General features: G+C 45.6%; 27 protein-coding genes. 2 read left to right on the top strand and 25 right to left on the bottom strand.

Going from position 1 to position 25,396, the window contains the following annotated elements; genetic code table 11:
• Positions 1–199 precede the first annotated feature (199 nt).
• The 7 genes from A391_RS0107830 to A391_RS13820 all read right to left on the bottom strand — a co-directional run bounded on the left by A391_RS0107830 (position 200) and on the right by A391_RS13820 (position 8,856).
• Positions 200–1,000: a copper resistance protein B gene (locus A391_RS0107830; protein WP_019898544.1), complete on the bottom strand. Its 801-nt coding sequence runs from the start codon at positions 998–1,000 to the stop codon at positions 200–202.
• A complete protein-coding gene (locus tag A391_RS0107825; protein WP_019898543.1) occupies positions 997–2,955 on the bottom strand; it encodes a copper resistance system multicopper oxidase in 1,959 nt (652 codons plus the stop codon). The genes A391_RS0107830 and A391_RS0107825 overlap by 4 nt, the downstream gene beginning before the upstream one ends.
• 160 nt (positions 2,956–3,115) lie before the next feature.
• A complete protein-coding gene (locus tag A391_RS14165; protein WP_019898540.1) occupies positions 3,116–3,466 on the bottom strand; it encodes a BON domain-containing protein in 351 nt (116 codons plus the stop codon).
• 469 nt (positions 3,467–3,935) lie between these two features.
• The gene (locus tag A391_RS0107815; protein WP_019898539.1) at positions 3,936–5,228 is read right to left on the bottom strand and encodes a glucoamylase family protein; all 1,293 of its coding nucleotides are present in this window, start codon (positions 5,226–5,228) and stop codon (positions 3,936–3,938) included.
• A gap of 166 nt (positions 5,229–5,394) precedes the next feature.
• The gene (locus tag A391_RS0107810; RefSeq protein WP_019898538.1) at positions 5,395–6,300 is read right to left on the bottom strand and encodes a cytochrome c3 family protein; all 906 of its coding nucleotides are present in this window, start codon (positions 6,298–6,300) and stop codon (positions 5,395–5,397) included.
• A gap of 4 nt (positions 6,301–6,304) precedes the next feature.
• On the bottom strand, positions 6,305–7,051 hold the full coding sequence (locus A391_RS0107805; protein ID WP_019898537.1) for a hypothetical protein: 747 nt from the start codon (positions 7,049–7,051) through the stop codon (positions 6,305–6,307).
• A gap of 2 nt (positions 7,052–7,053) precedes the next feature.
• Positions 7,054–8,856: a 2Fe-2S iron-sulfur cluster-binding protein gene (locus A391_RS13820; protein ID WP_198291930.1), complete on the bottom strand. Its 1,803-nt coding sequence runs from the start codon at positions 8,854–8,856 to the stop codon at positions 7,054–7,056.
• On the opposite strand from A391_RS13820, the gene A391_RS14500 reads away from it, so the two are divergent.
• Positions 8,843–9,073, top strand: a complete 231-nt coding sequence (locus A391_RS14500; protein WP_198291929.1) for a hypothetical protein — start codon at positions 8,843–8,845, stop codon at positions 9,071–9,073. The genes A391_RS13820 and A391_RS14500 overlap by 14 nt on opposite strands.
• A gap of 209 nt (positions 9,074–9,282) precedes the next feature.
• On the opposite strand, the gene A391_RS0107795 is transcribed toward A391_RS14500, so the two are convergent.
• A complete protein-coding gene (locus tag A391_RS0107795; RefSeq protein WP_157261340.1) occupies positions 9,283–9,672 on the bottom strand; it encodes a hypothetical protein in 390 nt (129 codons plus the stop codon).
• 571 nt (positions 9,673–10,243) lie between these two features.
• Here A391_RS0107795 and A391_RS0107790 point away from each other — a divergent pair.
• Positions 10,244–10,447, top strand: a complete 204-nt coding sequence (locus tag A391_RS0107790) for a hypothetical protein (protein WP_019898534.1) — start codon at positions 10,244–10,246, stop codon at positions 10,445–10,447.
• Positions 10,448–10,459: 12 nt separating this feature from the next.
• Here the strand turns inward: A391_RS0107790 and A391_RS0107785 are convergent, their stop codons facing one another.
• The 17 genes from A391_RS0107785 to A391_RS0107705 form a co-directional block, all read right to left on the bottom strand.
• A complete protein-coding gene (locus A391_RS0107785) occupies positions 10,460–12,790 on the bottom strand; it encodes a heavy metal translocating P-type ATPase (RefSeq protein WP_019898533.1) in 2,331 nt (776 codons plus the stop codon).
• A gap of 30 nt (positions 12,791–12,820) precedes the next feature.
• Positions 12,821–13,072: a heavy-metal-associated domain-containing protein gene (locus A391_RS13815; RefSeq protein ID WP_036317131.1), complete on the bottom strand. Its 252-nt coding sequence runs from the start codon at positions 13,070–13,072 to the stop codon at positions 12,821–12,823.
• A 200-nt stretch (positions 13,073–13,272) separates the two neighbouring features.
• Positions 13,273–13,593: a hypothetical protein gene (locus A391_RS0107775; RefSeq protein WP_157261339.1), complete on the bottom strand. Its 321-nt coding sequence runs from the start codon at positions 13,591–13,593 to the stop codon at positions 13,273–13,275.
• A 76-nt stretch (positions 13,594–13,669) separates the two neighbouring features.
• Positions 13,670–15,064: a multicopper oxidase family protein gene (locus tag A391_RS0107770; RefSeq protein WP_019898529.1), complete on the bottom strand. Its 1,395-nt coding sequence runs from the start codon at positions 15,062–15,064 to the stop codon at positions 13,670–13,672.
• A 1-nt stretch (position 15,065) separates the two neighbouring features.
• Positions 15,066–16,454 carry a TolC family protein gene (locus tag A391_RS0107765; RefSeq protein WP_019898527.1) on the bottom strand — a complete coding sequence of 463 codons (1,389 nt, stop codon included), beginning with the start codon at positions 16,452–16,454 and terminating at the stop codon, positions 15,066–15,068.
• Positions 16,444–17,730: a DUF2231 domain-containing protein gene (locus tag A391_RS0107760; RefSeq protein WP_019898526.1), complete on the bottom strand. Its 1,287-nt coding sequence runs from the start codon at positions 17,728–17,730 to the stop codon at positions 16,444–16,446. The genes A391_RS0107765 and A391_RS0107760 overlap by 11 nt, the downstream gene beginning before the upstream one ends.
• A gap of 80 nt (positions 17,731–17,810) precedes the next feature.
• Positions 17,811–18,188, bottom strand: a complete 378-nt coding sequence (locus A391_RS0107755) for a hypothetical protein (protein WP_019898519.1) — start codon at positions 18,186–18,188, stop codon at positions 17,811–17,813.
• Positions 18,189–18,228: 40 nt separating this feature from the next.
• Complete coding sequence (locus A391_RS0107750; RefSeq protein ID WP_232416159.1) at positions 18,229–18,678, bottom strand: DUF305 domain-containing protein; 450 nt, start codon at positions 18,676–18,678, stop codon at positions 18,229–18,231.
• 36 nt (positions 18,679–18,714) lie between these two features.
• On the bottom strand, positions 18,715–19,065 hold the full coding sequence (locus A391_RS0107745; protein WP_019898517.1) for a DUF305 domain-containing protein: 351 nt from the start codon (positions 19,063–19,065) through the stop codon (positions 18,715–18,717).
• Positions 19,066–19,142: 77 nt separating this feature from the next.
• Positions 19,143–20,390 carry a hypothetical protein gene (locus A391_RS0107740; RefSeq protein ID WP_019898516.1) on the bottom strand — a complete coding sequence of 416 codons (1,248 nt, stop codon included), beginning with the start codon at positions 20,388–20,390 and terminating at the stop codon, positions 19,143–19,145.
• A 183-nt stretch (positions 20,391–20,573) separates the two neighbouring features.
• Positions 20,574–20,954: a hypothetical protein gene (locus tag A391_RS0107735; RefSeq protein ID WP_019898515.1), complete on the bottom strand. Its 381-nt coding sequence runs from the start codon at positions 20,952–20,954 to the stop codon at positions 20,574–20,576.
• A 75-nt stretch (positions 20,955–21,029) separates the two neighbouring features.
• Positions 21,030–21,365 carry a copper-binding protein gene (locus A391_RS0107730; protein ID WP_019898514.1) on the bottom strand — a complete coding sequence of 112 codons (336 nt, stop codon included), beginning with the start codon at positions 21,363–21,365 and terminating at the stop codon, positions 21,030–21,032.
• Between the two features lie 94 nt (positions 21,366–21,459).
• The gene (locus tag A391_RS0107725) at positions 21,460–21,687 is read right to left on the bottom strand and encodes a hypothetical protein (protein ID WP_019898511.1); all 228 of its coding nucleotides are present in this window, start codon (positions 21,685–21,687) and stop codon (positions 21,460–21,462) included.
• Between the two features lie 88 nt (positions 21,688–21,775).
• Complete coding sequence (locus A391_RS0107720) at positions 21,776–22,012, bottom strand: hypothetical protein (protein ID WP_019898510.1); 237 nt, start codon at positions 22,010–22,012, stop codon at positions 21,776–21,778.
• 161 nt (positions 22,013–22,173) lie between these two features.
• On the bottom strand, positions 22,174–22,575 hold the full coding sequence (locus A391_RS0107715; protein WP_019898508.1) for a hypothetical protein: 402 nt from the start codon (positions 22,573–22,575) through the stop codon (positions 22,174–22,176).
• A gap of 155 nt (positions 22,576–22,730) precedes the next feature.
• Complete coding sequence (gene cueR, locus A391_RS0107710; RefSeq protein WP_019898506.1) at positions 22,731–23,138, bottom strand: Cu(I)-responsive transcriptional regulator; 408 nt, start codon at positions 23,136–23,138, stop codon at positions 22,731–22,733.
• The gene (locus A391_RS0107705; protein WP_019898505.1) at positions 23,139–25,337 is read right to left on the bottom strand and encodes a heavy metal translocating P-type ATPase; all 2,199 of its coding nucleotides are present in this window, start codon (positions 25,335–25,337) and stop codon (positions 23,139–23,141) included.
• Positions 25,338–25,396: the final 59 nt, after the last annotated feature.

Below are 25,396 nucleotides of genomic sequence, written 5' to 3'. Positions count from 1 at the left end.
CAGCGCATTGTAGACTTGCTAACCCGATCAATATGGCTGCAATAATCTCAATTGCACTAACAAGGTAAAGCATTCCACTACTAACAATAGGAAGCAAGAAATTCTCCTTTTAAAACATCAAGCCCAAGGCACTTTAGCGACTTTTGAAAAAATGACACTTGATTTGCAGTTAAACGAGTGTGATGCCTTTCAATCCAAGTTAAAACCATAATCGAACCCCAGTGACCAAGCTCCATTCATTCACATCTTCACCTCGGTCGCGCGCAAAATCAGCTGTTCCGCCGTAGCTAGACTGCCATGACACACCAACATAGGGGGCAAATTCGCGCTTGATCTCATAACGTAAGCGTAATCCGAGTTCGATGTCGTTCAAGCCGCGACCTATGCCTTGATCTCTTACTTCTTGAAGAGCGTAATTGACAGCTAAGCGCGGCTGTAAAATCCAGCGCTGGGTTAGCAGCAGCTCATATTCCAACTCAGCCCGCGCGGAAATATCGCCTCGCTCGCTTAAGAAAGTCGCGGCCTGCACCCCAAATCGATAAGGCGCAAGTCCTTGGACACCGAACACTGCGTAGCTGCGCGATGGCCCATCCGATAGCGGCTTGGCATAGCGCAGGCCCGCTTGCAAATCCCAAAATGGAGCAATGAGGCGACCATATAGAAGCTGCACATCTGCATCCTCCAGCTTGCCGTCATAGACTTTCGTGCCTTCAGTGTATAACCAGAGCCGGTTGTAGTCGCCGCCGATCCATCCGGACGTATTGAAACGCACCGCATCGCCATCTTTATCACCGCCCGTGTAACGCGTTGTGGTGTGTTCAAGCTGATCGATCAGTAAGAAACTGCGAACCGCACTATCCTCCACGGGAGAAGGTAACTCTTCAGGGGTTACTTCAGCTTTGACCAATGAAGTCATCAATGCCATTGAAGCCAATAGCTTGCAGGCCAGCAAGAAAGTAGCATGGCATGCTCGGTATTTTTTATTTGACGAAGTAATCATGACTGCACCTTACCTTTCTGATCGGTCACTGAGACCACGCGCAACATGCCGAGCTCCATATGAAAAAGCAAATGACAATGGAACGCCCACTTGCCAATCTCGTCAGGTTTCACATCGAATGACAGCCGTTCGCCTGGCTTGACGTTGATTGTGTGTTTCCGAGGACGCTTTACCCCTGTGCCGTTGTTCAACACCATCCACATGCCATGCAAATGCATCGGGTGATCCATCATCGTATCGTTGACGAAGGTGATTCGAAGCCATTTGCCATATTCAAAAGGGATAGGTTCTTTGGCCTCGGAATATTTCTTCCCATCGAACCCCCATATCTGCCGCTCCATATTGCCAGTAATATGGAGTTCAATCTCACGTTCGGGTGTACCTTCCGGCCCGTCTGCGGACAATCGCCGCAAGTCACCATACGCCAGCACTCGGCGGCCAGCATCCCCTAGCCCGCTACCGGGTTCGTTAATTCGACTGACGGGCATCTCCGCGACCGTGGAATTTCCAGGGCCATGTCGATCTGGCCCATGCGGTTTAGCTGGTATAGTTTCAGCTTTTTCGGGTACTGTGCTCAATCCATTTTCCATGACTGGCATTGCGGGCATGTCATCTGATGGCATTTCCATACCTGCCATTCCATCCATCCCAGCATCACCTTTACTCGCTGGCGATTCCATACCAGACATCGTAGGCGTAGCGTCCAATGGCATTTCCATCTCGGACATCCCGTCTGCACTTGGTATGCCGTCTTTAGATGGCATTGCCATATTGCCCATCGCATCGCCGGACATACCCATGTCGGCCATGGTCCGAAGTGGACGTACACGACGCGCCGGGATCGGCGCGCTTAGTCCAGAACGTAGTGCCAACGTACCAGCTGCGTAACCACTACGATCCATCGTTTCGGCAAAGATAGTGTATGCCTCTTCGGTTTGTGGTTGTACAATCATGTCGTAAGTTTCAGCCGGAGCGATACGGAACTCATCAACGGTAACCGGCTCGACATTCTGACCATCGGCTTGCACCAGCGTCATCTTTAGCCCTGGGATGCGAACATCAAAATGCGTCATCGCACCGGCATTAATAAAGCGTATACGGATTCGCTCACCTGGCTTAAATAGCGTAGTCCAATTCTGATCAGCCGATTGGCCGTTAAGAAAATAGGTATAGGTGAAACCAGTCACGTCGGCAATGTCTGTAGGATCCATGCGCATCTTTGCCCACTCCATTCGGTCCTTAATCATTGAGCGCCAGCCGTTGAGGTTTGCATCGCGAAAAACATCGCCCATCGTTCGCCGGTTGAAGTTGTAGTACGAACCGAATTTCTTCATCTTCGCCAGCACGCGCGCAGGATCCTCGAAGGTCCAATCCGACAGCATCACTATGCATTCGCTATCGTAGGAGTATGGGTCGGGTGTGATTGGGTCGATAATCAATGGGCCGTATAGCCCCGCCTGTTCTTGATTGCCAGAATGACTGTGGTACCAGTAAGTGCCACTTTGGTGAAGCTTGAATTGATAGGTGAAGGTCTCGCCGGGTCGAATACCGGCGAAACTTACCCCTGGAACGCCATCCATGTTCTCGGGAACGATCAATCCATGCCAATGGATAGAGCTTGTTTCTTGCAGTTGGTTGGTCACGCGAATTGTCACGGTCTCACCTTCGCGATACCTCAATATAGGGCCTGGTAGCAAACCATTTACTACGGTTGGCATTGCCACGCGCCCTGCAATGTTGAGCTTATGCTTGGCGATGACGAGATCAGTGGCCGTAGTAGAGTTATTTGAGGCGGAGCTAATCAAAGTAGATTCTGTGTCAATTGCGTAAGCTGGGGACAACCTGTGAAGCACCAACCCTGCTCCCACTGCAACGGTAGTTTTCAGGAAATGTCGTCGCTGATATTGCTGCGATGATTTTATCCCACGAGTTTTGTTTGGCGAGCTGTTTTTCATATTCAGCCTTTCTGTTTTTACATCACTATCTGAGCCGACAATATGAGCAGTCTTTAAAGGGCAGTTGAGGACACAAAATTATATCTACACAACCTATACGCTACCCACTGACCTTGTCATCATCATCTATCTGCCCTGGCTATGCGTACTTTCCTTCAAGTTAATGATCTCTACCTTCCCTATTTTCCCTTCCCATCATTTCGCGACCGTGCTCAGAACCTGATCCATAGCCCTGTTCCTGAATTGTAATCTTGTCAATGACGTCGGTGACGCCGTCGGTAGCGCGCGCCACTGAGACGGCTCGTTCCTTAACTGCTTGGGTATCGACAGATCCTGACAAGGTGGCGATTTTATCCTGTACGTCAACATTAATCAGAGCGGCCTTCACTATTTCATCCGCTGTAAGGTTCGTTTTGACTTTTGTACTGATTCCAGCATCGGTCTGACCGCAGGCGACGGTAATAAGCGATACTGCTAATACATTTAAGAGCATTCTGAGATGGTGATACATGATTTATTCTCCTAAGGTGACTATTGTCAATTTTTTGCTACGTTGTAAATCAGCTCGGTAGAGCCAAAATTTGGTTGAAAAAACCATTAACGACAACCAAGTATTAGTGGTATTCACGAAGGACTAGATCCATAAAATGTAGTCGAGATTGAAATTATTCGCCACGCTAATGGAAGACGGGGGTGGTTTATTAAAGGCGACTGTTTTGAATTTAGAGCAATCCCCATAATATTCAACATGCCCACTATTAGAATCTTTGTCTGTACGTTGTCGAACTTAGCAAGATGGTGGAGAGCTTTTTTATTGTTAAGACACTCGCATCGGTCGGCGCAAGGAATTAATCTCCCCCTCTGCTTTAGCAAACTCTGCATAATTGGGATATAGCAGGTTCGAGCCAGTTGGTGCAGGCGCGACATATTTGCCCATAATAATGCTGGTGCCAGCTTACCTGCACAGGGAAGCGAGGCTTTCACAACCAACCGCCATTGAACCCGGCGCGTAGCAAGCCTTTAACGATGTATGGGCAGTTTCGCATTAATTTCCACAACAGGCCAGTACGGTAATTTTCGATCATCAAAATGATCGGTCCTTGATTGAGCCCGAAATGCCACGGTGAGACCCACCAACCATAAGGGTTGCCAGGTATTCCCGGGTGCGTGGGATTGAAAGATGCTTTGAACCCGTAAGAATTGAACTCTGTCAACTTGGCTTGATGAATGCAATGATGAAGCGCGGGCAGAACTATTTCGGGAGCGAACGGCAACGACGCGACCAACGCCCAAGGTGAAAGAGTGCCGTCGTCTGGTCCATATGGTACGCCCCGTGCCACGTAATCGAAAAACTGTCGGTCAATGCCGTTTATTTTGATGGTGTTGGGGCCGGGGCCTTCACTTGCAGTAATACCCCAGCAGCATGCGGCATAGCCTTCAAACTTGAGTGGGTTGTTGATCGCGTACTGCTGTTGCACATAAGTTGCACGACGGCTGTTCTCAAAATAGTCGATGCCTTTATCATGCATGAATGCGTCCTGGATACCACGAAAGTCTATCCAGACATGCGAGAGCTGATGGATAAATAGAGAGCCGCCGTAAAGATATTCCTGTCCATAACAGCTTTCCCACTGGTAAGTGGATGCCCATGCAGCATAGCTATGTTCTGGCAAAGGATACGTCGGCGAGCCCAGCCCTAGGATATATAGCAGCAGCGCCTCATCGTAGCCTTCCCATCGATATTTAAGGAAACCACTTTCTGGTTTCCAGCCGTGCGTTACCGTTGCGCCCTGGTCTTGTGCCCATTGCCAATCGGCACGGCGATAAATTGCGTCACTAAGGGTGCGAATTTCATTCTCTTCGTTTGTACTGGCGTCGAAATAAATAGCGGCCGTCAATGCGCCGACCAACAAAAAAGCGCTATCCACTGTTGAAAGTTCGCATTGCCAAGCGCGTCGACCAGTCTGCATGTCGAGAAAATGATAGTAAAAACCCTTGTAGCCCGTCGCGTCGGACTCGGCCCCTTGGGGACTGTTCCAGAAAAAACGCAACGTCGCAAGCGTGCGTTCTATCGCCGCTGCGCGCGACATAAATCCGCGTTCGACACTTACAGGATAGCAGGCCAACGCAAGACCTGTAGCGGCAATACTGGCAGGCCAATCTGCAGAAGTCTTGTCAATCACCAAACCATTATCGGGATTCGTTTCATACAGAAAATAATCGAATGTTTGGCGCTGTAAATTTTCCAACTCAAAGTCGACTGTCATTTCCATGCTACTCCTGTATCCACCCGATTTGCCGTTTTTAGGTATGACTTGATTACAATATAGTCAATAGCATACGTTTCATAAGGTCTAAAGTTAGGATTTATCATTTGTTATTTGAGTCAATTCAAATATATATTTTTCTTGTATAAATTCTTTCTGTGTTTAAACATATTTAATGATGCTTAATCAAACCCACGCCTTTGATGTCGTTCCACGAAGTCGTCTGGTGGCAAAGATAGCACTGATTCACTTTAGCATTCGGTTGACGCGCAATCGGGGCTGACATCATTGAAAAGTGCATCATGTTGTGACTAGGTGGTGCTAAATGACATTGCGCACAATTGGTCGAGCGCGAAGATGGATGGCGAAACTCAGAAACCGTCCACTGAGTTGTGGCGTGACACTGAACACAATTTTTACCTAACAAGCCCTGATGGCGATCCTTAGTCGCGTGACAGCTCACGCAGTTGAGCATCGATTCATTCGCGCTTAAGCCTGGGTGGTTGACCGGCAACTTAGGCGCGCTTGGTGGTTCAACGGCGATTTTGGTTTCAGCGCTCATATTTGAATCGTCACTCATCTGCGTATCACTACTGCGGGTGTTTGCTAGCGGTTTCTGTGTAACAGAGCGAGGCGTCCTGTCTAATAATTTAACCGCTACTTCGATGTCTTCAAGACTTAACCCTTCCTCCGATGCAGCCTTTAATTGCTTATGACCAACTTGCGCTAGCAATGCATGATCCATGGTTGTCGGCATGCGCACCGTCCCTTGGTGCTCTACATGACAGCCTGTACAGGTTTGAATGTTTGCATGAAACGCCGTTGGCTGACGTTGTAAAAGTACTGAGTTGTCGGCGTGGCAGGCGATGCATTTCCCAGCTTCGACACCTTTCACTTGCGTGTGACAAGCAACACAATTGTTTGAGAGCGATGCATGTGACTGTGACAGTGCTCCCGGGGCTACAGCTTGTTGCCAAAAATTGCGTGTGCGTGAGTCGCTCGTTTCCCACTCAATGCCGATGGTAATCCCGAGGGCGACCACGGCAAAAGCTACAACAAAGAATTTTATTTTGCTCATGCGTTCAAATCCACCTAAGCCCGTATTGCACGCCAGCCCAGATGTGCAAAGTGAGAAGAAGATACAGAAAGACGGAGAGAACGATATGCAGCTTTAGAGACCAGCCGAACCAAAACTTGAAGATTTCATGCATGCGCACCGAGTACTCCAGGTCTGCCACTGAATCGGCGATACGCGTCACCTCAGCTGCGGGTTCACTAGCAGGACGCATGTTTACCAATGACGCGAGACTGGCCATGAATCTAGGCGCTTTCCGAAGAGCGCTCGTTTCGGCTTGAGCGTTCTCGATCACCCCCCAAGCAGCGTCAAGATCACCCCTAGCCGTTTGTAGCAGGGCCAATTTTTCTTTCATGTCATTGGCGACAAAAGTGAGCAGATACCGAACCACAAATCCGCTCACAACAACCAGCAGCATCACTGTCGTCAGGGCAATTCCCAGCCAGCTATCGAATTTGTGACCAGTATGAATAATCGCGAGCAGCGGGCCAACGATACCAGCGTAAACGTGCATGGTCATCAAAGATTGCATCGAAATGAGCGGTGTTATTCGGGCGTTGAAGAAAGGAATACGCTTTGCGACCGTGTAAACAAGGGGCAGCAGCATGAGTACTGCCCCCACTATGCCGAATACTGCCCCAATTCCACTGCCCGGAAAAAGTGGTGAGCGATGCAGGAAAAAGCCGAGCCAAGTCAAAAGCAGAATGCTGATTACGCCAGTAACGACGATACCTTCTCGCTCTCGCTCATTCATGGCTACGCCTCGACCTCGACAGGACCCTTTGGCTTTGCCTGACAGGCCAAAATGATATTATTGGCCTTGTCGTCTGCATCGAGTCCATCCTCTACCGCCATCTCGACTTCACCAGAAGTCATCTTTACCTTGCAAATGCCGCAAGTTCCTACGCGACAAGAGAACTCTATACCGATAGCTAATTCTTCGGAGAGCTCTAAAATAGTCTGATCAACATGAATTTTGGCTGATTTGTTGTTCTTAGAAAAAGTGACCAATGGACCAGTCGCAGGAGTGGTGGGTTTTGCGGCTGTACCGTCGGTTGCGGGGGTGGGTGCCGCTGTACCAAAACTCTCGGTCTTCACCTGTTCTGGGGGAACCTTTAACTCAGCAAGTAACGCCTTGACCGCTTCCATCATCACCTGCGGCCCACAGAGATGGATCCTGCGCGAAGCAATGTCAGGTACCGCCTGCGCTAACAATTCTTTGGTGATGCGTCCCTGCGAACCTTTCCAGTCAGTGCCTTCTGGACGCGACATCGTGACTGTGACGTTCAGCTTTGGATTCGCAGCCTGAAGCTCTGCAATGTCTTTGGCAAAAATTAATTCTGCCGGAGTACTACACCCATAGATAAAATAGATGTCGCCAGGCCACGACTGCTCCGTCAGATAGCGCGCGATGCTCATCATAGGGGTGATTCCCACGCCGCCAGAGATCAGTACAATACTCTGTGCCTCTGCGCCAGTAAACGTAAACCGCCCGACGGGACCACCCACCTCGATCTCGTTGCCAACCTTGAGCAGATCATCGATATGCCGAGAGACTGCACCTCGTGGCTCTCGTTTCACTGTCAAGTCTACGTATTCCCGCCGCATTGGGGAAGATGAGATAGAGTAGGAGCGATTCATTCTCGCCCCGCCAATCGAAAACGAGAGGTTGAGGAACTGACCGGGAACAAAGGTAAAAGGCATGAGGCTAGCGCTAGATACAGGTAGCAGACGCAGGGTTTTGACGTTCGGCGTTTCCCTAATAATACTCCCCACACGCAGCCGACCTCGCCAATTAGCAGTTAGTGGCGACGCTAAGTCCTTTACCGCGTTTAAGGCGGTAAAGGACTCTTTAGGCAATGAGTCAGTCGCCTGAGGCTTTTCAGCAGCGGGCGACTTTGGATCGGATACTGTGGAGGGCGGTAAAACTTTAGGTGATGCTAAGTTTGCATCTGGCGGAGTCACTCGCGAAGGCGGGCTGGGTGCTCCGCTAAGTGGTGGTGCCGCTCCAGGTGGCGGTGATCCAGAGTCAGACTTAATACGCCCAAAGAGCTTTGCTGCGCGGCGCATCTTGAAGAAATACATGACGACCATCGCCAGTGCAAAAGCTATGAGCAGACCCATCGCAAATAGGTGTAAAGGCGTCACACCATGCAATACATCAGAATCGCCAGCCATACTAGTAGGCGCAAGGTTCATCTCTAGCTTAAACCATTGTGCGGCAACATCCTGCGGCGGCGCGCCTTCGATAAGGAGTCGATGCGCGGCGACACCACTTGCTATCAGGCCCAAACTATCGCGAGATTGCTGTAGTGCTCGCTCGGCTGCCTTGATGTCGCTTGTTTGCAGTGCTTTCAATAAGCTTGTGTGTGAAGTCTGGAGAATACTCGTGCTTTCGCGTACGCGCTCTTGAGCAAGACGCTCTACATCAAGCCTACCCTCACGTGTCCATGCGGGTAGGCTCATCAGGTAAGGGTAAAGCTCTTTGCGCAATCCCCCTGCCCCGCAGCAGCCTTCGACGCCATCTTGCTTGCTGGGAGCCATCATGTCTTTCATCATTTTCTGCATGCCCTCCATCATTCCCGCTCCACTAGTTGTAGAGCCTGGCATTGACGGGGAGCTTTGCAGAGAATTTTGTTCAGGTCCTGGGCTACCCATCAGAGCGGCATCGGGACTAGCGGCATCCAGAGTTGGGTTATTTGGTGTATTGCTAATTGGTGGGTTACTTGATGGCATACTACTAGATGGAGTGGTACTAGGCGCAGCAACGGGATGATGAGACTCATGATCACTCTGCTCTGGTTGCGCGAATGCTGGTGATTGCCCCAATAAAACCACCAGCACTACCAAGTCAAAAATTCGTATGATTTGACTGATCCACTGAAACACTGAAAGTTTTGAAAAAAAACGAGTTTTCGTAAAAAAAGGTCTCATTAAAGTAGTTACCATCTTTCAAAAAGTATCTGCAAGCACCTTGAAGTTGAATTACATATCAGACATTGGAGGAGACTCAGTCATTGGAGCGGGCGTATTAGACATTTCAGTGGATGGAGGATTGCTATCAACTGGTGCTGATTTTTTGCCTGAAGGCTGTGCTGTGCCCTTTTTCCCAACTCCCTTTTTAGCCTTACCATCTTTATTTTTCATTTTGCCCTTATCGTTCATTTTATCCATATCTTCCATTTCATCCATCATGGCCAGATGAAAATCAGAGACAATTACTTGTGATGAGGGCTGCACACTCAGCAACTCGTGTGCATTAGCACTAATCCGTATTGAATGCGGGACCGTGCCTAAGGTCATCTCATTCGCTGATACGATAGGAGCAGCGAAGATAATTGAAACGAGCGAAGAAATCAGTATTGAGGTTTTCATTGTGTCAGTCCTTCTCATAATAAAAAACTCCTAGTAGATTAAAAAATAGAAACTATCAGATATTAATTGGGCGAGAATGAGGTTTGGTCTTCGTAGAAGCTTCATCTAGGTTGCTATCTGTCGCATAAGCATTGAGTGTTAAAAGACCAAACTAAAGTGCTAGCAACATACAAATGTGTTTTCATTTTCAGTCTCCATAAGTGTTGTGTCGTTAAAAATATACTCTGCTAAACAAGTATTATCAAAGCTTATTTCTTCCTTCTTTGATCTATGTCAAGGGATGCATAAATGCTTAACTTATCTGAAACAATTATTATGTTAATGAATGCCTGACGAGAAAAAGTTTAACCCTTCGGATAATCTGCTTATCAATAATGACAGTCTGTGCGCTAACACACTTAGATGGTTCTTTTTCGGGCGGCACAGATATGCTTCCATCAAAGCAATTTCTCTTTTTAATTAAGAGTTATACAATTGATATATGCTCATCAACTTTACGTTCCGCACCCGGTCTTGAGAGTCGGATAATGCCGTGTAAGGTTTGTGGCCTTTTCTATATGAGGTATGGAGAATGAGCAAATTGAAAAAAGAATTACCTAAAATTGATTCACAGTTCCATGGTTCATCACATATCACTAAACCGGGCACCAACATATTTCTTGATCTTGGTTTTCCTCCCGATCTGGCGGCAAAGTATCAAGAAGACTCTAAGCGTAGGATGGTTGATACATTGGCCAAGCGAAAAGCCAAAAGAAAATCTGATTTTATAAAGTAACTGGCAAGTAATTTAGTGGCTAGATCTTCTCAAACGTAATGCGTTAGTAATCACAGAAACTGAACTCAAACTCATAGCCAATGCTGCAATCATCGGCGAGAGTAACCAACCTGTAAATGGGTAAAGTACACCTGCGGCTAATGGCACACCCAAAGCGTTATAGACGAAAGCAAAACCTAAATTCTGTTTCATGTTTGCAATGGTCTGTTCAGAGATGGCACGCGCTTGCGCAATACCACGCAAGTCCCCTTTAACGAGTGTGACTTGTGCACTATTCATTGCTACATCAGTCCCTGTGCCCATTGCCACACCTACATCGGCCTTGGCTAACGCAGGCGCATCGTTGATACCATCTCCCGCCATTGCCACCACACGCCCTTCACGTTGTAACTTATCGACCAATGCAAGTTTGTCGGCTGGTTTGACTTCTCCGTAGAATTCTTCAATTCCTAATTTCGCAGCCACTGATTTTGCTGTCACAATGCCATCACCTGTCGCCATAACGACACGCATGCCAGACGCTTTTAGTGTGGCTAATGCTTCGACTGTGCTTTCTTTGATTGGGTCTGATACTGATAGCAATCCCGCAAGCTGACCATCAACTGCTAGATATATGACGCTAGCACCTGTAGCACGTAATTCTTCTGCTTGTGCTTTTAATGATTCTATTTGAATATTAAGCTGTGTCATTAGCGCTGTATTACCTAATGCCAATTGTTTACCATTCAAACGACCTTGCACACCAATGCCTGTACTGGATTCGAAATTCTCTACTTTATTGATAGCTAAACTCTTTTCACGCGCGGCTTTCACAATGGCATCCGCTAATGGGTGTTCACTACCTTGGTCAAGACTTGCTGCTAGGCGCAACACCTCATCTTCGGTATAACCAGATATTGCTAAAGCTTGATTAAAGCGGGGTTTACCTTCGGTTAATGTGCCAGTCTTGTCTACAATTAAAGTGTCAACTTTGCGGAAATTTTCAATGGCAGCTGCGTCACGAAATAGCACGCCCTGAGTTGCAGCCTTTCCAGTAGCAACCATGATTGACATAGGCGTTGCTAAGCCTAAAGCACAAGGACAAGCAATGATAAGTACCGCAACCGCGTTGATTAAGCCATATACCCAGCTTGGCTCTGGCCCAAATATTCCCCAGACTACAAATGTTAGCAGCGCAATACCAACAACCGTCACTACAAAATAGCCTGCCACTTGGTCGGCCATGCGTTGCATTGGCGCTTTAGAGCGTTGGGCTTGGATGACCATTTGTACAATACTGGCCAACACCGTTTGCGAACCTACTTTTTCTGAGCGCATAATTAATGCGCCGTTGGTATTAAGCGTTGCGCCAATGAGCTTATCACCAATACTTTTAGTCACGGGCATAGGCTCACCAGTGAGCATGGACTCATCCACAGCGCTTGCACCTTCTGTGACGACACCATCCGCTGGTACTTTTTCACCTGGGCGTATGCGTAACATATCACCTACATGCACGTGGGTTAGGGGTACATCTTCTTCTGTGCCATCCGTATTAATCCTACGGGCTGTTTTAGGCGATAAGCCAAGTAAAGATCTAATCGCAGCAGAAGTTTGTGAACGTGCCTTAAGTTCTAAGATTTGGCCAAGTAATGTTAACGAAATAATCACTGCTGCGGCTTCAAAGTAGACAGCTACGCGCCCCATTGCCATGAAAGATGCTGGGAACACATTTGGTATAACCGTGGCCACAACGCTGTAAATAAATGCTGCAGCAGTGCCTAAGCCTATCAATGTCCACATATTCGGGCTGCGATTGGTGACGGATTGAAAGCCACGTACAAAGAACGGCCAACCAGCCCACAGCACGATAGGTAATGAAAGTATGAGCTCAATCCAGCTTTGGGTGGCCATTTCAAACCATTGCAGCCTGTGGCCTACCATCGCCAGAGTAGTAACGCTGATAGTCAGTGGCAGCGTCCATATAAAACGCCGTTTGAAATCTACCAATTCAGGGCTCTCATCATCTTCTAAACTAGGCATTTCTGGTTCTAATGCCATGCCACATTTAGGACAAACGCCAGCATGGTCTTGTCGTACTTCTGGGTGCATCGGGCAGGTGTAGATCGTACCAGTGGGGATGACTGCTGAGAGCGTAGATTTTGTTGCTAATATTGTGGTTTCAGGGATTGTAACTTTAGCCAAATACTTGGCTGGGTCGGCAGCAAATTTTGCTTTACAACCTGCGCTACAAAAGTAAACTGGCTCACCCTTATAGTTGAAAATATGAGGCGACTTTCCCGTCACCGTCATACCGCAGACTGGATCTTTTAATAATGACGATACAGGGCTATCCAGGCTCATGACGAATCACTCCTAATAATTTAAAAGTACTTATCCGCAACAGCCCTTGCCTTGAGCTTTCTGTGCAGTATTTGATGCATCCACGCCATAACCAGCATCTATTACTGCTGATTTTAATTGTTCAGGAGAAGTAAGCTTCTCATCGTATTGCACGGTTGCGTTAGCATCTGATAATGAAACTATGACATTATCTACTCCATTTACAGCCCTCAATGCTTTTGTAACATTGCTACTACAGCCGCCACAGGTCATACCCGTTACTTTTATTTGTTCAGTTCGCATGGTGTTAATCCTTTTAATGGTGTTGAATAAACCTACAGGGTAATATGCCTTCAAGTTGTTGTTTCCTCGCCTAGGACAAGCAAGGTGCCTGATGCGTATGATGTGGCGACATAATAAGGTCATGGTGATACTGCTGCAGAGTTAAAATCCTTGTAGTTACGGAATGAATTACCTAGATTCTGAGTTTTGACCTCATCCCATTACAGTTTTTTGCTCCAGAACCCCCAAGCGATTCCGTAGAACGCGCCGAGCACAAAACCAGCGGCTATGAACATCAGGAATCCTGTCAGGAAACCTATTGGACTGCCATATATCGGCCATGGACTGGCTGACGCAAGTGCTGCGAGCAGCCCGTAAGGTGGGAACAGCGTATCGTAAATGGCGCATAAAATATATGCCACACCCAGAGTTGTAGCCAAAGAAAATGCATGTAATTTACAGATGTTAATCATGATAAATATCCTTAATGTTGATGACCTTGCGGCAGGCTCTCGTTCAGTTGTTTTTAGCCTAATTTCCATTCTAAATACAGAGTTTTAATTACCAGCTATACTAAGTTTTTAAGTTATTAGTATAGCTGGTGTCAACCACTTTAACTCAATGCCCCGTATGACCCATCGGTTTGCGTACTTTCATTTCCACCCCACTTTCAGGAACCGTCATATCTGAGCGTTCTACTGGAGGTAAATCATTTGCAACCTCGCCTGCCACAGTGTCTTTAGGATGTTTAAAGTAACCAGGATCTTTGTAATCATTACGGGCAAGCCCTTCCCTGACTTTGACTGTAGTGAACATGCCGCCCATTTCAACAGCACCAAACTGAGCCTTACCAGTCATCATAGGCAAAGTGTTTTCAGGAAGCGGCATATCCATCATCTCAGCCATTTCTGTCATCTCAGACATGCCTGTTTCACCCATCGGCATATACTCAGGTACTAAATTTCCAATCTTTTTCATCAAGTCCCCTTGTTTAACGCCAAGTAATGTAGGCACGTCATGCCCCATTGCATTCATGGTGTGATGACTTTTATGACAGTGAAATGCCCAATCACCAGGCTCATTTGCAATAAACTCTATAGCACGCATCTGTCCTACAGCGATATCCGTTGTTACTTCAGGCCAGCGAGCAGAAGCTGGAACCCATCCACCATCAGTACCGGTGACTTGAAACTCGTGTCCGTGTAAATGAATCGGATGATTCGTCATCGTGAGATTGCCAACGCGAATACGAACACGATCATTCTTTTTGACGACAATAGGTTCGATCCCAGGGAAAACTCGACTGTTAAATGTCCATAGATTGAAATCCAACATGGTGTTAACTTTAGGTGTGTAGCTGCCAGGATCAATATCATATGCATTCAGCAGAAAGACAAAATCACGATCCACAGGCATGAATTTTGGGTTTTTAGGATGTGTGACCCAGCTCCCCATCATACCCATCGCCATTTGCAGCATTTCATCAGCATGGGGATGATACATAAACGTGCCCGCACGCTTTGCCTCAAATTCATACATAAAAGTCTTACCAGGCGGTATGGGCGGCTGATTCAGCCCGCTTACGCCATCCATGCCATTAGGTAATCGCTGGCCATGCCAGTGAATACTGGTAATTTCAGGCAATCGGTTCGTCACATAAATCCTTACTTTATCCCCTTCAACCACTTCAATCGTAGGACCTGGACTTTGCCCGTTATAACCCCATAAATGAGCCTTCATACCTGGCGCCATTTCACGCAGTACTGGTTCGGCTACTAGGTGGAATTCTTTTACGCCTTTATTCATACGCCAAGGAAGACTCCAGCCATTGAGTGTGACAACAGGGTTATATGGTCTACCAGTATTGGGGTGTAATGGTGCCTGAGTATTCGCTTGTTCAGTTGAAACAATTTCTGGCAATGCGGCCATCGCGACTTTGCTTACAGTAGATGCGGCGATGCCAGCACCTGCTAATTTAAAAAAGTCACGCCTACTAAATTTAGAAAAATCCATTTTAATTTCCTTCCATCATATTTTCGTTACCAATCAGCGTCATTTGTAATGCACTATCGGCCACCCAGAATTCACGTAATGACTCGATATAGCTTTGCACACTGGTAACTTGTGCGCGTGCGTCACCAAATAGTTCAAATGGACTTATCAGCATACCGTTGTAACGAAGTTGATTTTCTTGCAGAATTTTTTTGCGAAGCGGCACAATTTCATCCCGTATATGCTTTGTCATATCGTAATTGGTACGATAGGTGTTGTAGGCCTCGCGTATTTCAGACTGAGCATTGATTGCTAATTGTGCGGCCCGATTCACTGATTGCATGTAAATGGATTCAGCCAGTGCGACGCGTGCAGTGCCCCAGTCAAATATTGGTAACTCGAATGAGAGCTCTACCCCTTTTTTATAAGGTTCGCTACGAGGACCTTCTAATACTCTTGCAGGACCAATTTCTAGCACATTGATGAAACGTGTCGTCTTGGTGAGCCCTAATTGTTTAGCTAATGCATCAGTTTCCAGTCGGATGGCCTGTAAATCCAGGCGCTGTTCAAAAGCTGCTTTCTCAAATGGCTGCAACTCAGTGAGTGACTTAGGTAGGTCAGGTAGCCGTTCTTCCAAAATCAGCTGATCAATTGATACGCCTAGTAAGCGTGATAGCGCTTCATATGCGGATACTTGCTTATTTTTAGCATTTGCATAATCTAGTGCTGCATCTGCATAAAAGTTCTGTTCACGTGCTTGCTGCAGCTTGTTAAAGTTACCTGCCTTAACCATGCTTCTTGCTAATTCAGCACTGGCTTCTGCAGATTCCTTTACTTGCTCGCTATAGCGCACCTGTTCTGTTGCCGCGACTGCATTGAAATAGGCTATACGTGTGTGATTGGCGATTTTAATCACTTCAAAAGCGGTTTTTTTCTGAGTTTGCACAAATCTCTGACGTTCGATTTCTTGCATTTTTGGCATGGTTATCAGCGAGAAAATATTAAAAGTCAGAATTTGTTCGATCTTATAATCACCGTCATTACGTGTATAAAGCATAGAAAACTTAGGGTTAGGCAAACGACCAGCCTGCACCAAATCGGCTTCCGATATACCAAGATTATAAAAATCCGCCTGCAACCCTTTGTTATTGAGGATAGCAATTTGTACGGCTTGCTCTACATCTAAACGTTTTGATAATAATTCGTTTACGCGTTCTGTGACTTTATTCTTTTCACTTTCAGTTTTTGGCCATACCACTTCTTGCTTGATGTGTTTTTTAGCAGTTTCTTGCACAGCGCCAAAACCACCATCTTTTGAAAAAGTAGCACAACCGCCTAGCGCAATACTGGCACTGATAAGGACGATTACAGTACGAGATTTGAAAGCTGCATGTGGTGTATTAGTGTTCATGAGATTCTCCTTTTTCATCATCATGCTGTTCTGTAGGTTTATCAGAACCTATTTTAGCGGCGGTGCCTTTTGTACTATTATGGTGACCATGGCCGGTGCCTTCGCTGGCTGGCAGTGATAACACGCCTATGCCATGACGGTAGACCACTTCTCCTCCCAGCCATCCTGTCACTGCGATTGCTTGAGAAAGCAGGAAAAGTAAAAACAGCATTGGCACCGATATCAATTCATTGATACGGTATTTCCATGCATCCCAGCTAGCGAGCAAGATCAAGCCTATAGCCGTTGGTATGGCCCATGAACGGTGTAACAACATAGCCGCATGTCCTGCATCATCATGATTGACCGAGTTAAATGCGAGCCAGCCAAATAATACAGCCGCAGCAGCCCCTATTGCCGCGAGCCACAGGGTAAAGTGACCGGCGGCAGCCAGTTGCGCAGAGACAGGATGGCTGCGCCGTGCGTAAGCAGCGATACTCAACAGAAAGGCAATGATGGTTAAAGCAATGGGGAAATGCACCACAATCGGATGAAAATTAGGGATTATCTGCCAGGGTGTAGCTTGTGTTGCAGGTCCAGCCATTGAGGGCATAGACATCCCTGCATGTTCAGACGCTTGTGAAGATGCGTGCTCGTGAGGTTGAGATTCATCTTGCGCGGCACCTTCATGACCTGGTTGCACATCATTCGGCTTTGACTCACTCATTTTTGAATGGTCCATCGCCTTCATATCAGACCCACTGTGATCATGCCCAGCCATTTCTTCATGTTTCATCTCCGGCATATCATCTTTTTTCATAGGCTGCATTGCTGATTTGCTGTCAGGCATGGACTTCATGTTGCCATGATCCATGTCCATTCCAGCCATTTTAGAATGGTCCATCCCAGCCATTGGCGCCATGGCATGATCATGCTTCATTTGGCTGTGATCCATGCCTTTCATATTGTCTGGCGCGGCTTTTTCCATGCCTTCCATGCTGCTATGGTCCATACCCTCCATTGCAGGCATTTCCTTGCTGTCGGACGGCATATTAGCCATCTGTTCTGGTGTCATTTCATGTTGCATGCCAGCCACGGAGTGTCCGGCATGACCGCCGCCATTTGAAGGCACGTTTATAGATTTCCAATCTGACAAGTTGTCTTCGGATAGGGGTTTGTAATCATCAAAGGATGATTGGTAGGTATTAGTCTCTTGAGGCGCATCTGCGGCCCATAGGGGCGTAGATGCTCCTATACCAAGAGAAAGAATAAACAACGATAAGTTGAATAGTTTCATCGAAATCTCATTTCAAAAATAAATGTGGTGAATCAGTAGCAGGCGAATAGCCTGCTACTGAACTGAATCCATCGGTTTATTTAAGAAATGGGAGGTCTTTGAGGCTGGGCACTGATGTGCGAGAGATAGCTAGGTTCAAACAAGCTGATAGTAGTCGCTTGAATCTGAGATTGCATTTTGTCTAATTGGCTAGGGGGTAAAATGGTAAAGCAAGCCATGCAGTGACCGCATTTTGAACAATGGTCATTAGTTGACTGTTTCTGCCCTGCATCGTGTTGATGGTGTTCATGTTGAATCATGTCATGATCATCATGGTTATGGCTTTCAGTACTTACTGTGTGATTGCCAGACAGTTGGTCAGCCACCATCATGCCGCTAGCATAAACAGTATCTGTAAAGAATATTGTCAATAGCAAGAAGATGAATACACGCAATGATCGTAGCTGTTTGAATTGCATAACTCTAGTTTATATCAATCAAAGTAAATTTCAACCTACATTACTGTTTATCTAACAATGTTTTCATTTGGGCAATTTCCTGCTGTTGGCCAGAAACAATGTTACTGCATAATACTTGAATTTCCGGGTCACTGATTTTGGTTTCTTTACACATCAAAATAGCAGAGGCATGATGCGGGATCATCGATTTCAAAAACTGTTTCTCAGATACCGCACCCTGAAATCGAATCAATAAGAAAAAACCCACTAGTCCTACGAAAGACAGGATGATGATGAGTTTGTTCCTGTTTTTATCCATATACATGGCGCTCATGACTATCATCTCAATCAATACCATGGGCATGGTCATTAAGCCTGCCATATAAAATTGGTTGATGTTGGGAATCACATTGTTGAGCTGGTTGACCATGGCATACATAAGGATATACATGGAAGCAAAAGACAATAGCACCATGTACAAAAGCTTTAAATAAGCTTGCTTATGCATCATTTCTTTCATTGGTATTACCAGCTCTATGACAATGAATTACTTTTGTTTCGATAGCCAGGTATCGAATTCAGCAATTTCCTTTTTTTGAGCCGAAACGATTTTTTTGGCCATTGCTTTCATTTCTGATGATTTGCCTTGGTCAATTTCAATTTGCGCCATGTCCAATGCTTGCTGATGATGCATTTTCATTATCATGGCGAAATCTTTATCAACATCACCTGACATTTTCATCGACTCCATTTTCTTCATACCGTCCTGCATGGTATGCATAATGCTGTCAGAGCCTTTCATATTTTTTCGCTCATCCGCGTTGGCTATGCCTAGTAGTGATGTGAATAGCACTGCAGTTATACAAACTTTAAGAAAATGGATTGGAGTAATTTTCATGACGTTTCTCCGTTAAATTAGGTATTCACATTAAAGACACTAAACATCTGGGTCTGTACGCTACCAAACACACAAAATCAAAAATCGAATCTTGCTATTTTTTTCATCACTTCATGGTTATCTGCCAATGTACACAGACCATCACAATGCTGCTTAAGTATGTTGAATGGTAGATAACCGATAGCAAAATCAAGATCACCTTTGAACGCTGGACGGTTAATTTGTGCGATGACCTCACGCTCTCTTTTATCGGGGGCGACAAGGTAAAACTGACAGTCTTGCTCTGATAAAGATCGTGCCAAATCTTTCATGCGCAGCATACCGGAGTAGATTGAGGTGCTTTTCTCTACCTCAAACGCACATATGATTTTATTGGTTTTAGTATCAATCCAAATCACATCAATCAGGCTAACAGTATCCATTACATCACTGCTAGCGCCAATATCGGGCAAATGTGGTGTTGTGAGTTGCGCAAAAGATTCGCCATGACAAGATCGATTGCGGTCATTACGGGCGACAAATACTTGGTAATTTAGCGCACGTCCAATTCGAATCAGCATGTGTTGAACTTGTGTATGTTCAGACTCTTCACGTTGCTCTTCAATCACTTCTTTATGACGCTTTTCAGCAAGCTTTGCGGCTTTTTCCCGTAATAGTATTAGCGCTTCACCCCCATTACCATTAACTGCCAATCTGCCGCTACCAATCTCAAATAGCAATCCTGCAAAAGCACCTAGGTCGTTGGACAAAATTGTTTGATGCGTTTTATTGGTCTCAACTATGGTTTCTCTCATGGCAAGATAGCTTTGCCAACAACCTAATTTGAGCTTGGTGCCAAACATGGCATTGAAACCATTTAATATCGCGGTGTTAAATGGTGGTACAAAGGTAGGGTGTAAAAAATATACGATGCTCGCTACTGAAGGACCAAGCCCTTTGATCTTTGCATTTGCTAAACGACTCATCTCATCCAGCACTTGCGTTTCACGTGTTGCAATTAGGCAACTATTTAAGAAAGCGCCAAAAAATTTCTTATTATTGTCATCTTCATAGATATCAGGAATGCGGAGTTTTGGTTTCCAATAGAATGGATGTGCGGCACCTTCAAACACTTGCTTTTGTTCGGTAATAGCATTTAACACCACTTCTAATGGCGATCCCCGAAAGTCATTTCCAAAAGTATTGCTAGCGATGGCATCAACGGTATCTTTAACCCCCCTACGAATTGAACGAAAAGCTTTTAAGCGTGCTTCATTGCCAATAAACCAGGTGTTATAGACTGATTCAGGATCAATTTTGTAGTGGGATATCAAGTTTACTGTCACGACATTGCATCCAATTTTATCGTTATTAAATAAGGAAATGCTATGTAGCCATCATAGCGCATCGCGATTGTTAGTTGAATAAAAAGTAAAAATGGTTTAAAAAATGGGCGGAAATGCACCGCCCATTAGGTCAAAGCAAATAAACTATTACTTACTTACTTACTTACTTACTTACTTACTTACTTACTTCTTGCCAGTCTCGCATGGTGCAGATGCCATCTTAACTTTATGCTCTTCCATCATTTGACTCATCAAGTCATCCATGATTTTTTGGTGTTCTGCATACCACTCATCCCGTTCTTTCTCAGTCATGCCTGCCTTAGGCTTCATCTCACGACAAGCATTCATGTTGTCATGCAACATCCGCATATGTTCACCCAGGAGTTTCTGCTGTTCAGCACCTTGAGAAGTCTTAGCTTTTTCCAATTTCTGTTTAGTCACTTGCATATTCTGGATCAACTGTTCTTGAAAGAAGTCACGGCCTGCCATGGCGCCAGTTGAGGCAAGGCTTAGGCTGGCTATGAATGCCGTAGCGATCAATGTGTTAATAATTGATTTTTTCATGGTGAATATTCCTTAAAATTAATGTTTAAAATCTGTTAGTAAGCACAGGCCAATTATCAGTCTGTGCAGTTGCTCTTATTTAATACTTGTAATGACGTAGTCCTGACCTTGTGGCTCCAAGGTGAATTGCACCTTGTCACCTTTTTTCACTTTATCTAGCAACATCTTGTCTTTAACTTTAAATTCCATGGTCATCGCCCCCCAACCAATGGCTGGAATCGCTTCATGTTTCAACGTGACATTTCCTACAGCCTTATTCTCAAAAACAACAGTGCCTTTCCCAACAATGTCTTTCTGGGCAGTAGCTTTAGAAGTTGGCATAGGCATCGCCATTTCATCTTTGGCATAACTAGCAATAGATGACAGGCTTAATGTTGCAATTGCAGCTAATACGAATATTGATGTTTTCATATAACTTAATCCTTAAGTGAGTAATATTTAAAGCCAAATGAGCTATAGACGGAACAGCTAAACTTACTGCTCCATCCATAGCGATTAAGAACGGTTAGCATTTTTTACCTTGCGCTAACAGTCTTTTGCATTCCACCACCTTGTTAGTTGCAGAATCTTGCTTACTAGCTTGTGCAACCTTAGCTTGCTGTTGTAGCTGATATACCTGCAGCGTCATACGACTTTGTATATCGTCCTTCCCGGCAGAGGCTGGTAAGGATAGAAACGCAAAGCTTGCAAGTACTACGGTTAGTGTGAGTTTGTTTGTGTATGTGTTTTTCATGATAATTCTCCTCAATTTGACGTCACCTTATCAAGGTGGTCGTATCTAATCCGGGGCGATTAAAAAAACTCCACCCCGACACATAGTGTTAATTGCCGCCAGCATCTTTGCCGTGTTCCGTCTGTTTTTTGCACTCCTCTGCTTTGATAGCAGCAGCATGTTGCCTTGCTGCTTCCGTGGCTTTAGATTGCTGCTGTTGTTTGATTGTCTGCTCTATCATCAAGCGTTGATTACTATCCTGTCCTGCTATAGCTGATAGGGATAAAAATCCTAAACTAGCCATTAACAAGGTTACTGATAACTTTTTTAAATATAGGGTGTTCATGGTAATTCTCCTCAAATTGACGTCATCCTTTAGATGATCGTATTCATATGTTCATGCTTGGCAGTCAGGGACGAGCAGATACCACTAGTCAGTAATTTCACTGCCAAGCAATGGTTTGGCACTTGGGACTGCTGATATGAATCAGCTATAGTCGCGCTGTGCTATGAGAAGAGATGTTTGGGGGGATGAAACAAGCCAGAGGGGAAAGTTTGATAATTGTCGTTAATCAAATCGAAGTAAGTAGTCGCTAAAATTTCAGGTACTGTGAGCAAGTCTGTATCAGGTAATTGTAAGATGCTTAAATGGCAGATAGCGCATTTTTGATCTGAGCATATTTTGTTTCCACTCATATCACAACAGTTTTTATCAATCATGTCACTGCTAGCGGCTTTTGCATCTGACTGACTCATAGTCACATTATTATGGCCCGCATTCATAGCCATGCTGGCTGCCATGGTATCTTTGGACATATTGCAAGACGGCATAGTCAGACCTGCAACCGCTTGTAAAGGGATTGTGATAGCAAGTGCTATGATCACAAATAATTTAAGCCAGTATTTCATTTTGTATTGTTTACTTGGTTTTGATCAATTCATGTTTCTATATATGTCTGACTAAATTTATCAGGACATAGTTCGTATCTTGAAGCTTTCCACAGTGGTAAGGTCAAGCGTTTTTATCAATATAATTTATTAATATTTTTTCCAATTAACAGCGATTATTTATTTTGAGCCAGTTTATCTAAAATTGGGCAATCAGGCCGTGTGTCACCATGACAACAGCTCACTAGACGTGTCAGTTCCGACTTCATCGCACTCAATTCTCGTATCTTCCGGTCGAGCATTTCAATATGCTCGGTCGCCATCGATTTGACTTTGCTGCTTGGGCGGTTTTGATCACGCCATAAACTCAACAAATCGCCAATCTGTTTAATCGAAAATCCTAAGTCACGCGAATGTTTGATAAACCTCAGCATATGCACATCACGATGATTGTAGGTTCTATACCCGGAGAATGTTCTTGATGCGGGTGGTACAAGACCAACGTCTTCATAATGACGAATCATTTTGGCGGAGATACCTGAAGCTTCTGCAGCCTGTCCGATATTCAATATATCAGCATTCATTTAGCTATCCTTTTTCTGATGACGTGATGGCTGCCAGCGTTTCAACATTAAGGCATTGGTTACTACACTCACTGAACTGAACGCCATCGCGGCGCCAGCGATGACTGGACTCAATAATCCTAATGCCGCTAGCGGTATTCCAATAAGGTTATAGATTGAGGCCCAGAATAAATTTTGCTTTATTTTGCTATAAGTTCTGCGGGATATATCAATGGTATCCACCACCAAGCTAGGGTCTGAGCGCATCAGGGTGATATCTGCAGTATGCATCGCAACATCTGTTCCTGTAGACATGGCGAAGCTTACGTCAGCGGCAGCTAGCGCAGGTGCATCATTAACACCATCGCCTACCATCGCAATCACCTGGTCTTTTTGGCGCATAGATGCAATCGTGCTGGCTTTGGATTCTGGCGTTTGCTCAGCTAACGCCATATCGATGCCAAGCTCTTGAGCGACATGCTCTGCGCTGATACGATTGTCTCCGGTAAGTAGCAATGTTTTGATGTTTTTGAGGCGTAAGCCAGAAATAGCTTGTTTTGACGAATGCTTGATTTCATCACCAAATACAAGCATCCCAAGTAATGATGGTTCTGCAGCACCCTCACGCACCGCAACACATGAGATGGTTTTTCCAGTATTCTGAAATTCCATAGAAATATCAGTCAGTGTGCCCATATCAATCCCAAGCTCTGTCATCCAACGTTCATTACCTACATAGATCATTTTACTATCCACTTGCCCCTGCAACCCCCGCCCAGGCAGCTCTTTCACCGAGGTTGATAAGGATGGTGTTTTGCCCCTCATTGCAAGCTGATCCACAACCGCCTTGGCGAGTGGGTGCGAACTATTTTGCTCGATTGCAGCTGCAAGTTCCAGCATCCTGTCATCTTGGCCATTGATGGCTTTTGCAGACAATAGAACAGGTTTACCTGCTGTGAGCGTACCGGTTTTGTCGAATACTACCTGGGTGATGCTGTGTGCAAGTTCTAAAGCATTGGCGTCCTTGATGAGAATGCCATGTTGTGCGGCAACGCCGGTCCCTGCCATGATGGCTGTAGGAGTTGCTAAGCCAAGCGCACAAGGACAGGCGATCACCAACACAGCGACGGCATTCAATATGGCCTGTTCCCAATTGCCTGTGTAAAGCCCCCAAGCCAGAAATGTGCCGAGAGCAATCATGATGACGATGGGTACGAACACAGCACTTACTTTATCGACTAGACGTTGAATCTCCGGTTTAGCTGCTTGAGCGTCTTCTACCAATCGTATAATGCGTGACAGTGCCGTTTCAGCGCCGATTGCGATTGTTTGAATGACGAGCAATCCATCGCTATTGACTGAGCCCCCTATCACTTTGTCACCGACTTTTTTATGGACAGGAGCACTTTCACCCGTCATCAGCGATTCATCCACGTGACTATGACCTTCCAGGATAATGGCATCGACCGGTATACGCTCCCAAGGTCGAACGACGACGACATCATTCAAAGACACTTGAGCAAGCGGTATTTCCAGTTCTTCACCTTCCCGTTTTATTCGGGCTGTTTCGGGACGTAACTGTTGTAATGCCCTAATGGCTTCGGTGGTTTGATGCTTGGCACGTCTCTCTAACCATTTACCTAACAGCACGAGTGTAATGACTACGCTGGACGCTTCGAAATAGAGGTGTTGATGTCCTTGTAGCAGCATATAGACTGATAAAGCATAGGCAGCTGTTGTGCCTATTGCCACCAGCAAATCCATATTGCCGGATTTATTTAATACAGCTCGCCAGGCAGATTTGTAGAATCCTGCGCCAAAATAAAATTGAACAGGTGTTGCAAGTAACCATTGAAACCATACAGGCAGATTCCAATCAATACCTGCAAGCCTAAGTAACATAGGTGTAATTAGCGGAAAACTAAGGATTGCAGCGATGAGAATTTTTATGCCAGTCGCGGAGTCTTCTTCATGAGGATGCGCATGACCTTGTTCAGATAAAATTATAGATGCCCCATACCCTGCATCCACAACCGCTTTTACAATGTTTTGATGTGGGATGTCATTTGCCAATTCAATATGTGCACGCTCGGTGGCAAGATTAACGCTAGCAGACTCGACATCCGTCAATTTCCGTAATGCATTTTCCACCGTAGAGACGCACGAAGCGCAACTCATCCCTGTTACGGCGATATCGACAGAATGATTATGGGATGACATGAATCACCTCTTTTATTGAATGATGAGATCCCATGGTAAAGATTCCAATGATGGTAAGG

The organism is Methylotenera mobilis 13, from assembly GCF_000384255.1.
GTDB lineage: Bacteria > Pseudomonadota > Gammaproteobacteria > Burkholderiales > Methylophilaceae > Methylotenera > Methylotenera mobilis_B.
Note: the sequence above shows the minus strand (reverse complement) of the source record. Positions and strands in the feature narration are given on the sequence as shown.

What these genes read in the sequence shown, in the direction of transcription:
- cueR (WP_019898506.1), bottom strand. Translation starts at nt 23,138, where the DNA reads ATGAATGCTGATATATTGAATATCGGACAGGCTGCAGAAGCTTCAGGT.
- A391_RS0107745 (WP_019898517.1), bottom strand. Translation starts at nt 19,065, where the DNA reads ATGAAAATTACTCCAATCCATTTTCTTAAAGTTTGTATAACTGCAGTG.
- A391_RS0107750 (WP_232416159.1), bottom strand. Translation starts at nt 18,678, where the DNA reads ATGATGCATAAGCAAGCTTATTTAAAGCTTTTGTACATGGTGCTATTG.
- A391_RS0107725 (WP_019898511.1), bottom strand. Translation starts at nt 21,687, where the DNA reads ATGAAAAACACATACACAAACAAACTCACACTAACCGTAGTACTTGCA.
- A391_RS0107760 (WP_019898526.1), bottom strand. Translation starts at nt 17,730, where the DNA reads ATGAAACTATTCAACTTATCGTTGTTTATTCTTTCTCTTGGTATAGGA.
- A391_RS13820 (WP_198291930.1), bottom strand. Translation starts at nt 8,856, where the DNA reads ATGATGAAAGACATGATGGCTCCCAGCAAGCAAGATGGCGTCGAAGGC.
- A391_RS0107815 (WP_019898539.1), bottom strand. Translation starts at nt 5,228, where the DNA reads ATGGAAATGACAGTCGACTTTGAGTTGGAAAATTTACAGCGCCAAACA.
- A391_RS0107830 (WP_019898544.1), bottom strand. Translation starts at nt 1,000, where the DNA reads ATGATTACTTCGTCAAATAAAAAATACCGAGCATGCCATGCTACTTTC.
- A391_RS0107790 (WP_019898534.1), top strand. Translation starts at nt 10,244, where the DNA reads ATGAGCAAATTGAAAAAAGAATTACCTAAAATTGATTCACAGTTCCAT.
- A391_RS0107720 (WP_019898510.1), bottom strand. Translation starts at nt 22,012, where the DNA reads ATGAACACCCTATATTTAAAAAAGTTATCAGTAACCTTGTTAATGGCT.
- A391_RS0107775 (WP_157261339.1), bottom strand. Translation starts at nt 13,593, where the DNA reads ATGGAAATTAGGCTAAAAACAACTGAACGAGAGCCTGCCGCAAGGTCA.
- A391_RS0107805 (WP_019898537.1), bottom strand. Translation starts at nt 7,051, where the DNA reads ATGAATGAGCGAGAGCGAGAAGGTATCGTCGTTACTGGCGTAATCAGC.
- A391_RS0107765 (WP_019898527.1), bottom strand. Translation starts at nt 16,454, where the DNA reads ATGAACACTAATACACCACATGCAGCTTTCAAATCTCGTACTGTAATC.
- A391_RS0107785 (WP_019898533.1), bottom strand. Translation starts at nt 12,790, where the DNA reads ATGAGCCTGGATAGCCCTGTATCGTCATTATTAAAAGATCCAGTCTGC.
- A391_RS0107755 (WP_019898519.1), bottom strand. Translation starts at nt 18,188, where the DNA reads ATGCAATTCAAACAGCTACGATCATTGCGTGTATTCATCTTCTTGCTA.
- A391_RS0107730 (WP_019898514.1), bottom strand. Translation starts at nt 21,365, where the DNA reads ATGAAAACATCAATATTCGTATTAGCTGCAATTGCAACATTAAGCCTG.
- A391_RS0107735 (WP_019898515.1), bottom strand. Translation starts at nt 20,954, where the DNA reads ATGAAAAAATCAATTATTAACACATTGATCGCTACGGCATTCATAGCC.
- A391_RS0107715 (WP_019898508.1), bottom strand. Translation starts at nt 22,575, where the DNA reads ATGAAATACTGGCTTAAATTATTTGTGATCATAGCACTTGCTATCACA.
- A391_RS13815 (WP_036317131.1), bottom strand. Translation starts at nt 13,072, where the DNA reads ATGCGAACTGAACAAATAAAAGTAACGGGTATGACCTGTGGCGGCTGT.
- A391_RS0107810 (WP_019898538.1), bottom strand. Translation starts at nt 6,300, where the DNA reads ATGAGCAAAATAAAATTCTTTGTTGTAGCTTTTGCCGTGGTCGCCCTC.
- A391_RS0107795 (WP_157261340.1), bottom strand. Translation starts at nt 9,672, where the DNA reads ATGAAAACCTCAATACTGATTTCTTCGCTCGTTTCAATTATCTTCGCT.
- A391_RS0107705 (WP_019898505.1), bottom strand. Translation starts at nt 25,337, where the DNA reads ATGTCATCCCATAATCATTCTGTCGATATCGCCGTAACAGGGATGAGT.
- A391_RS0107825 (WP_019898543.1), bottom strand. Translation starts at nt 2,955, where the DNA reads ATGAAAAACAGCTCGCCAAACAAAACTCGTGGGATAAAATCATCGCAG.
- A391_RS14165 (WP_019898540.1), bottom strand. Translation starts at nt 3,466, where the DNA reads ATGTATCACCATCTCAGAATGCTCTTAAATGTATTAGCAGTATCGCTT.
- A391_RS14500 (WP_198291929.1), top strand. Translation starts at nt 8,843, where the DNA reads ATGTCTTTCATCATTTTCTGCATGCCCTCCATCATTCCCGCTCCACTA.
- A391_RS0107770 (WP_019898529.1), bottom strand. Translation starts at nt 15,064, where the DNA reads ATGGATTTTTCTAAATTTAGTAGGCGTGACTTTTTTAAATTAGCAGGT.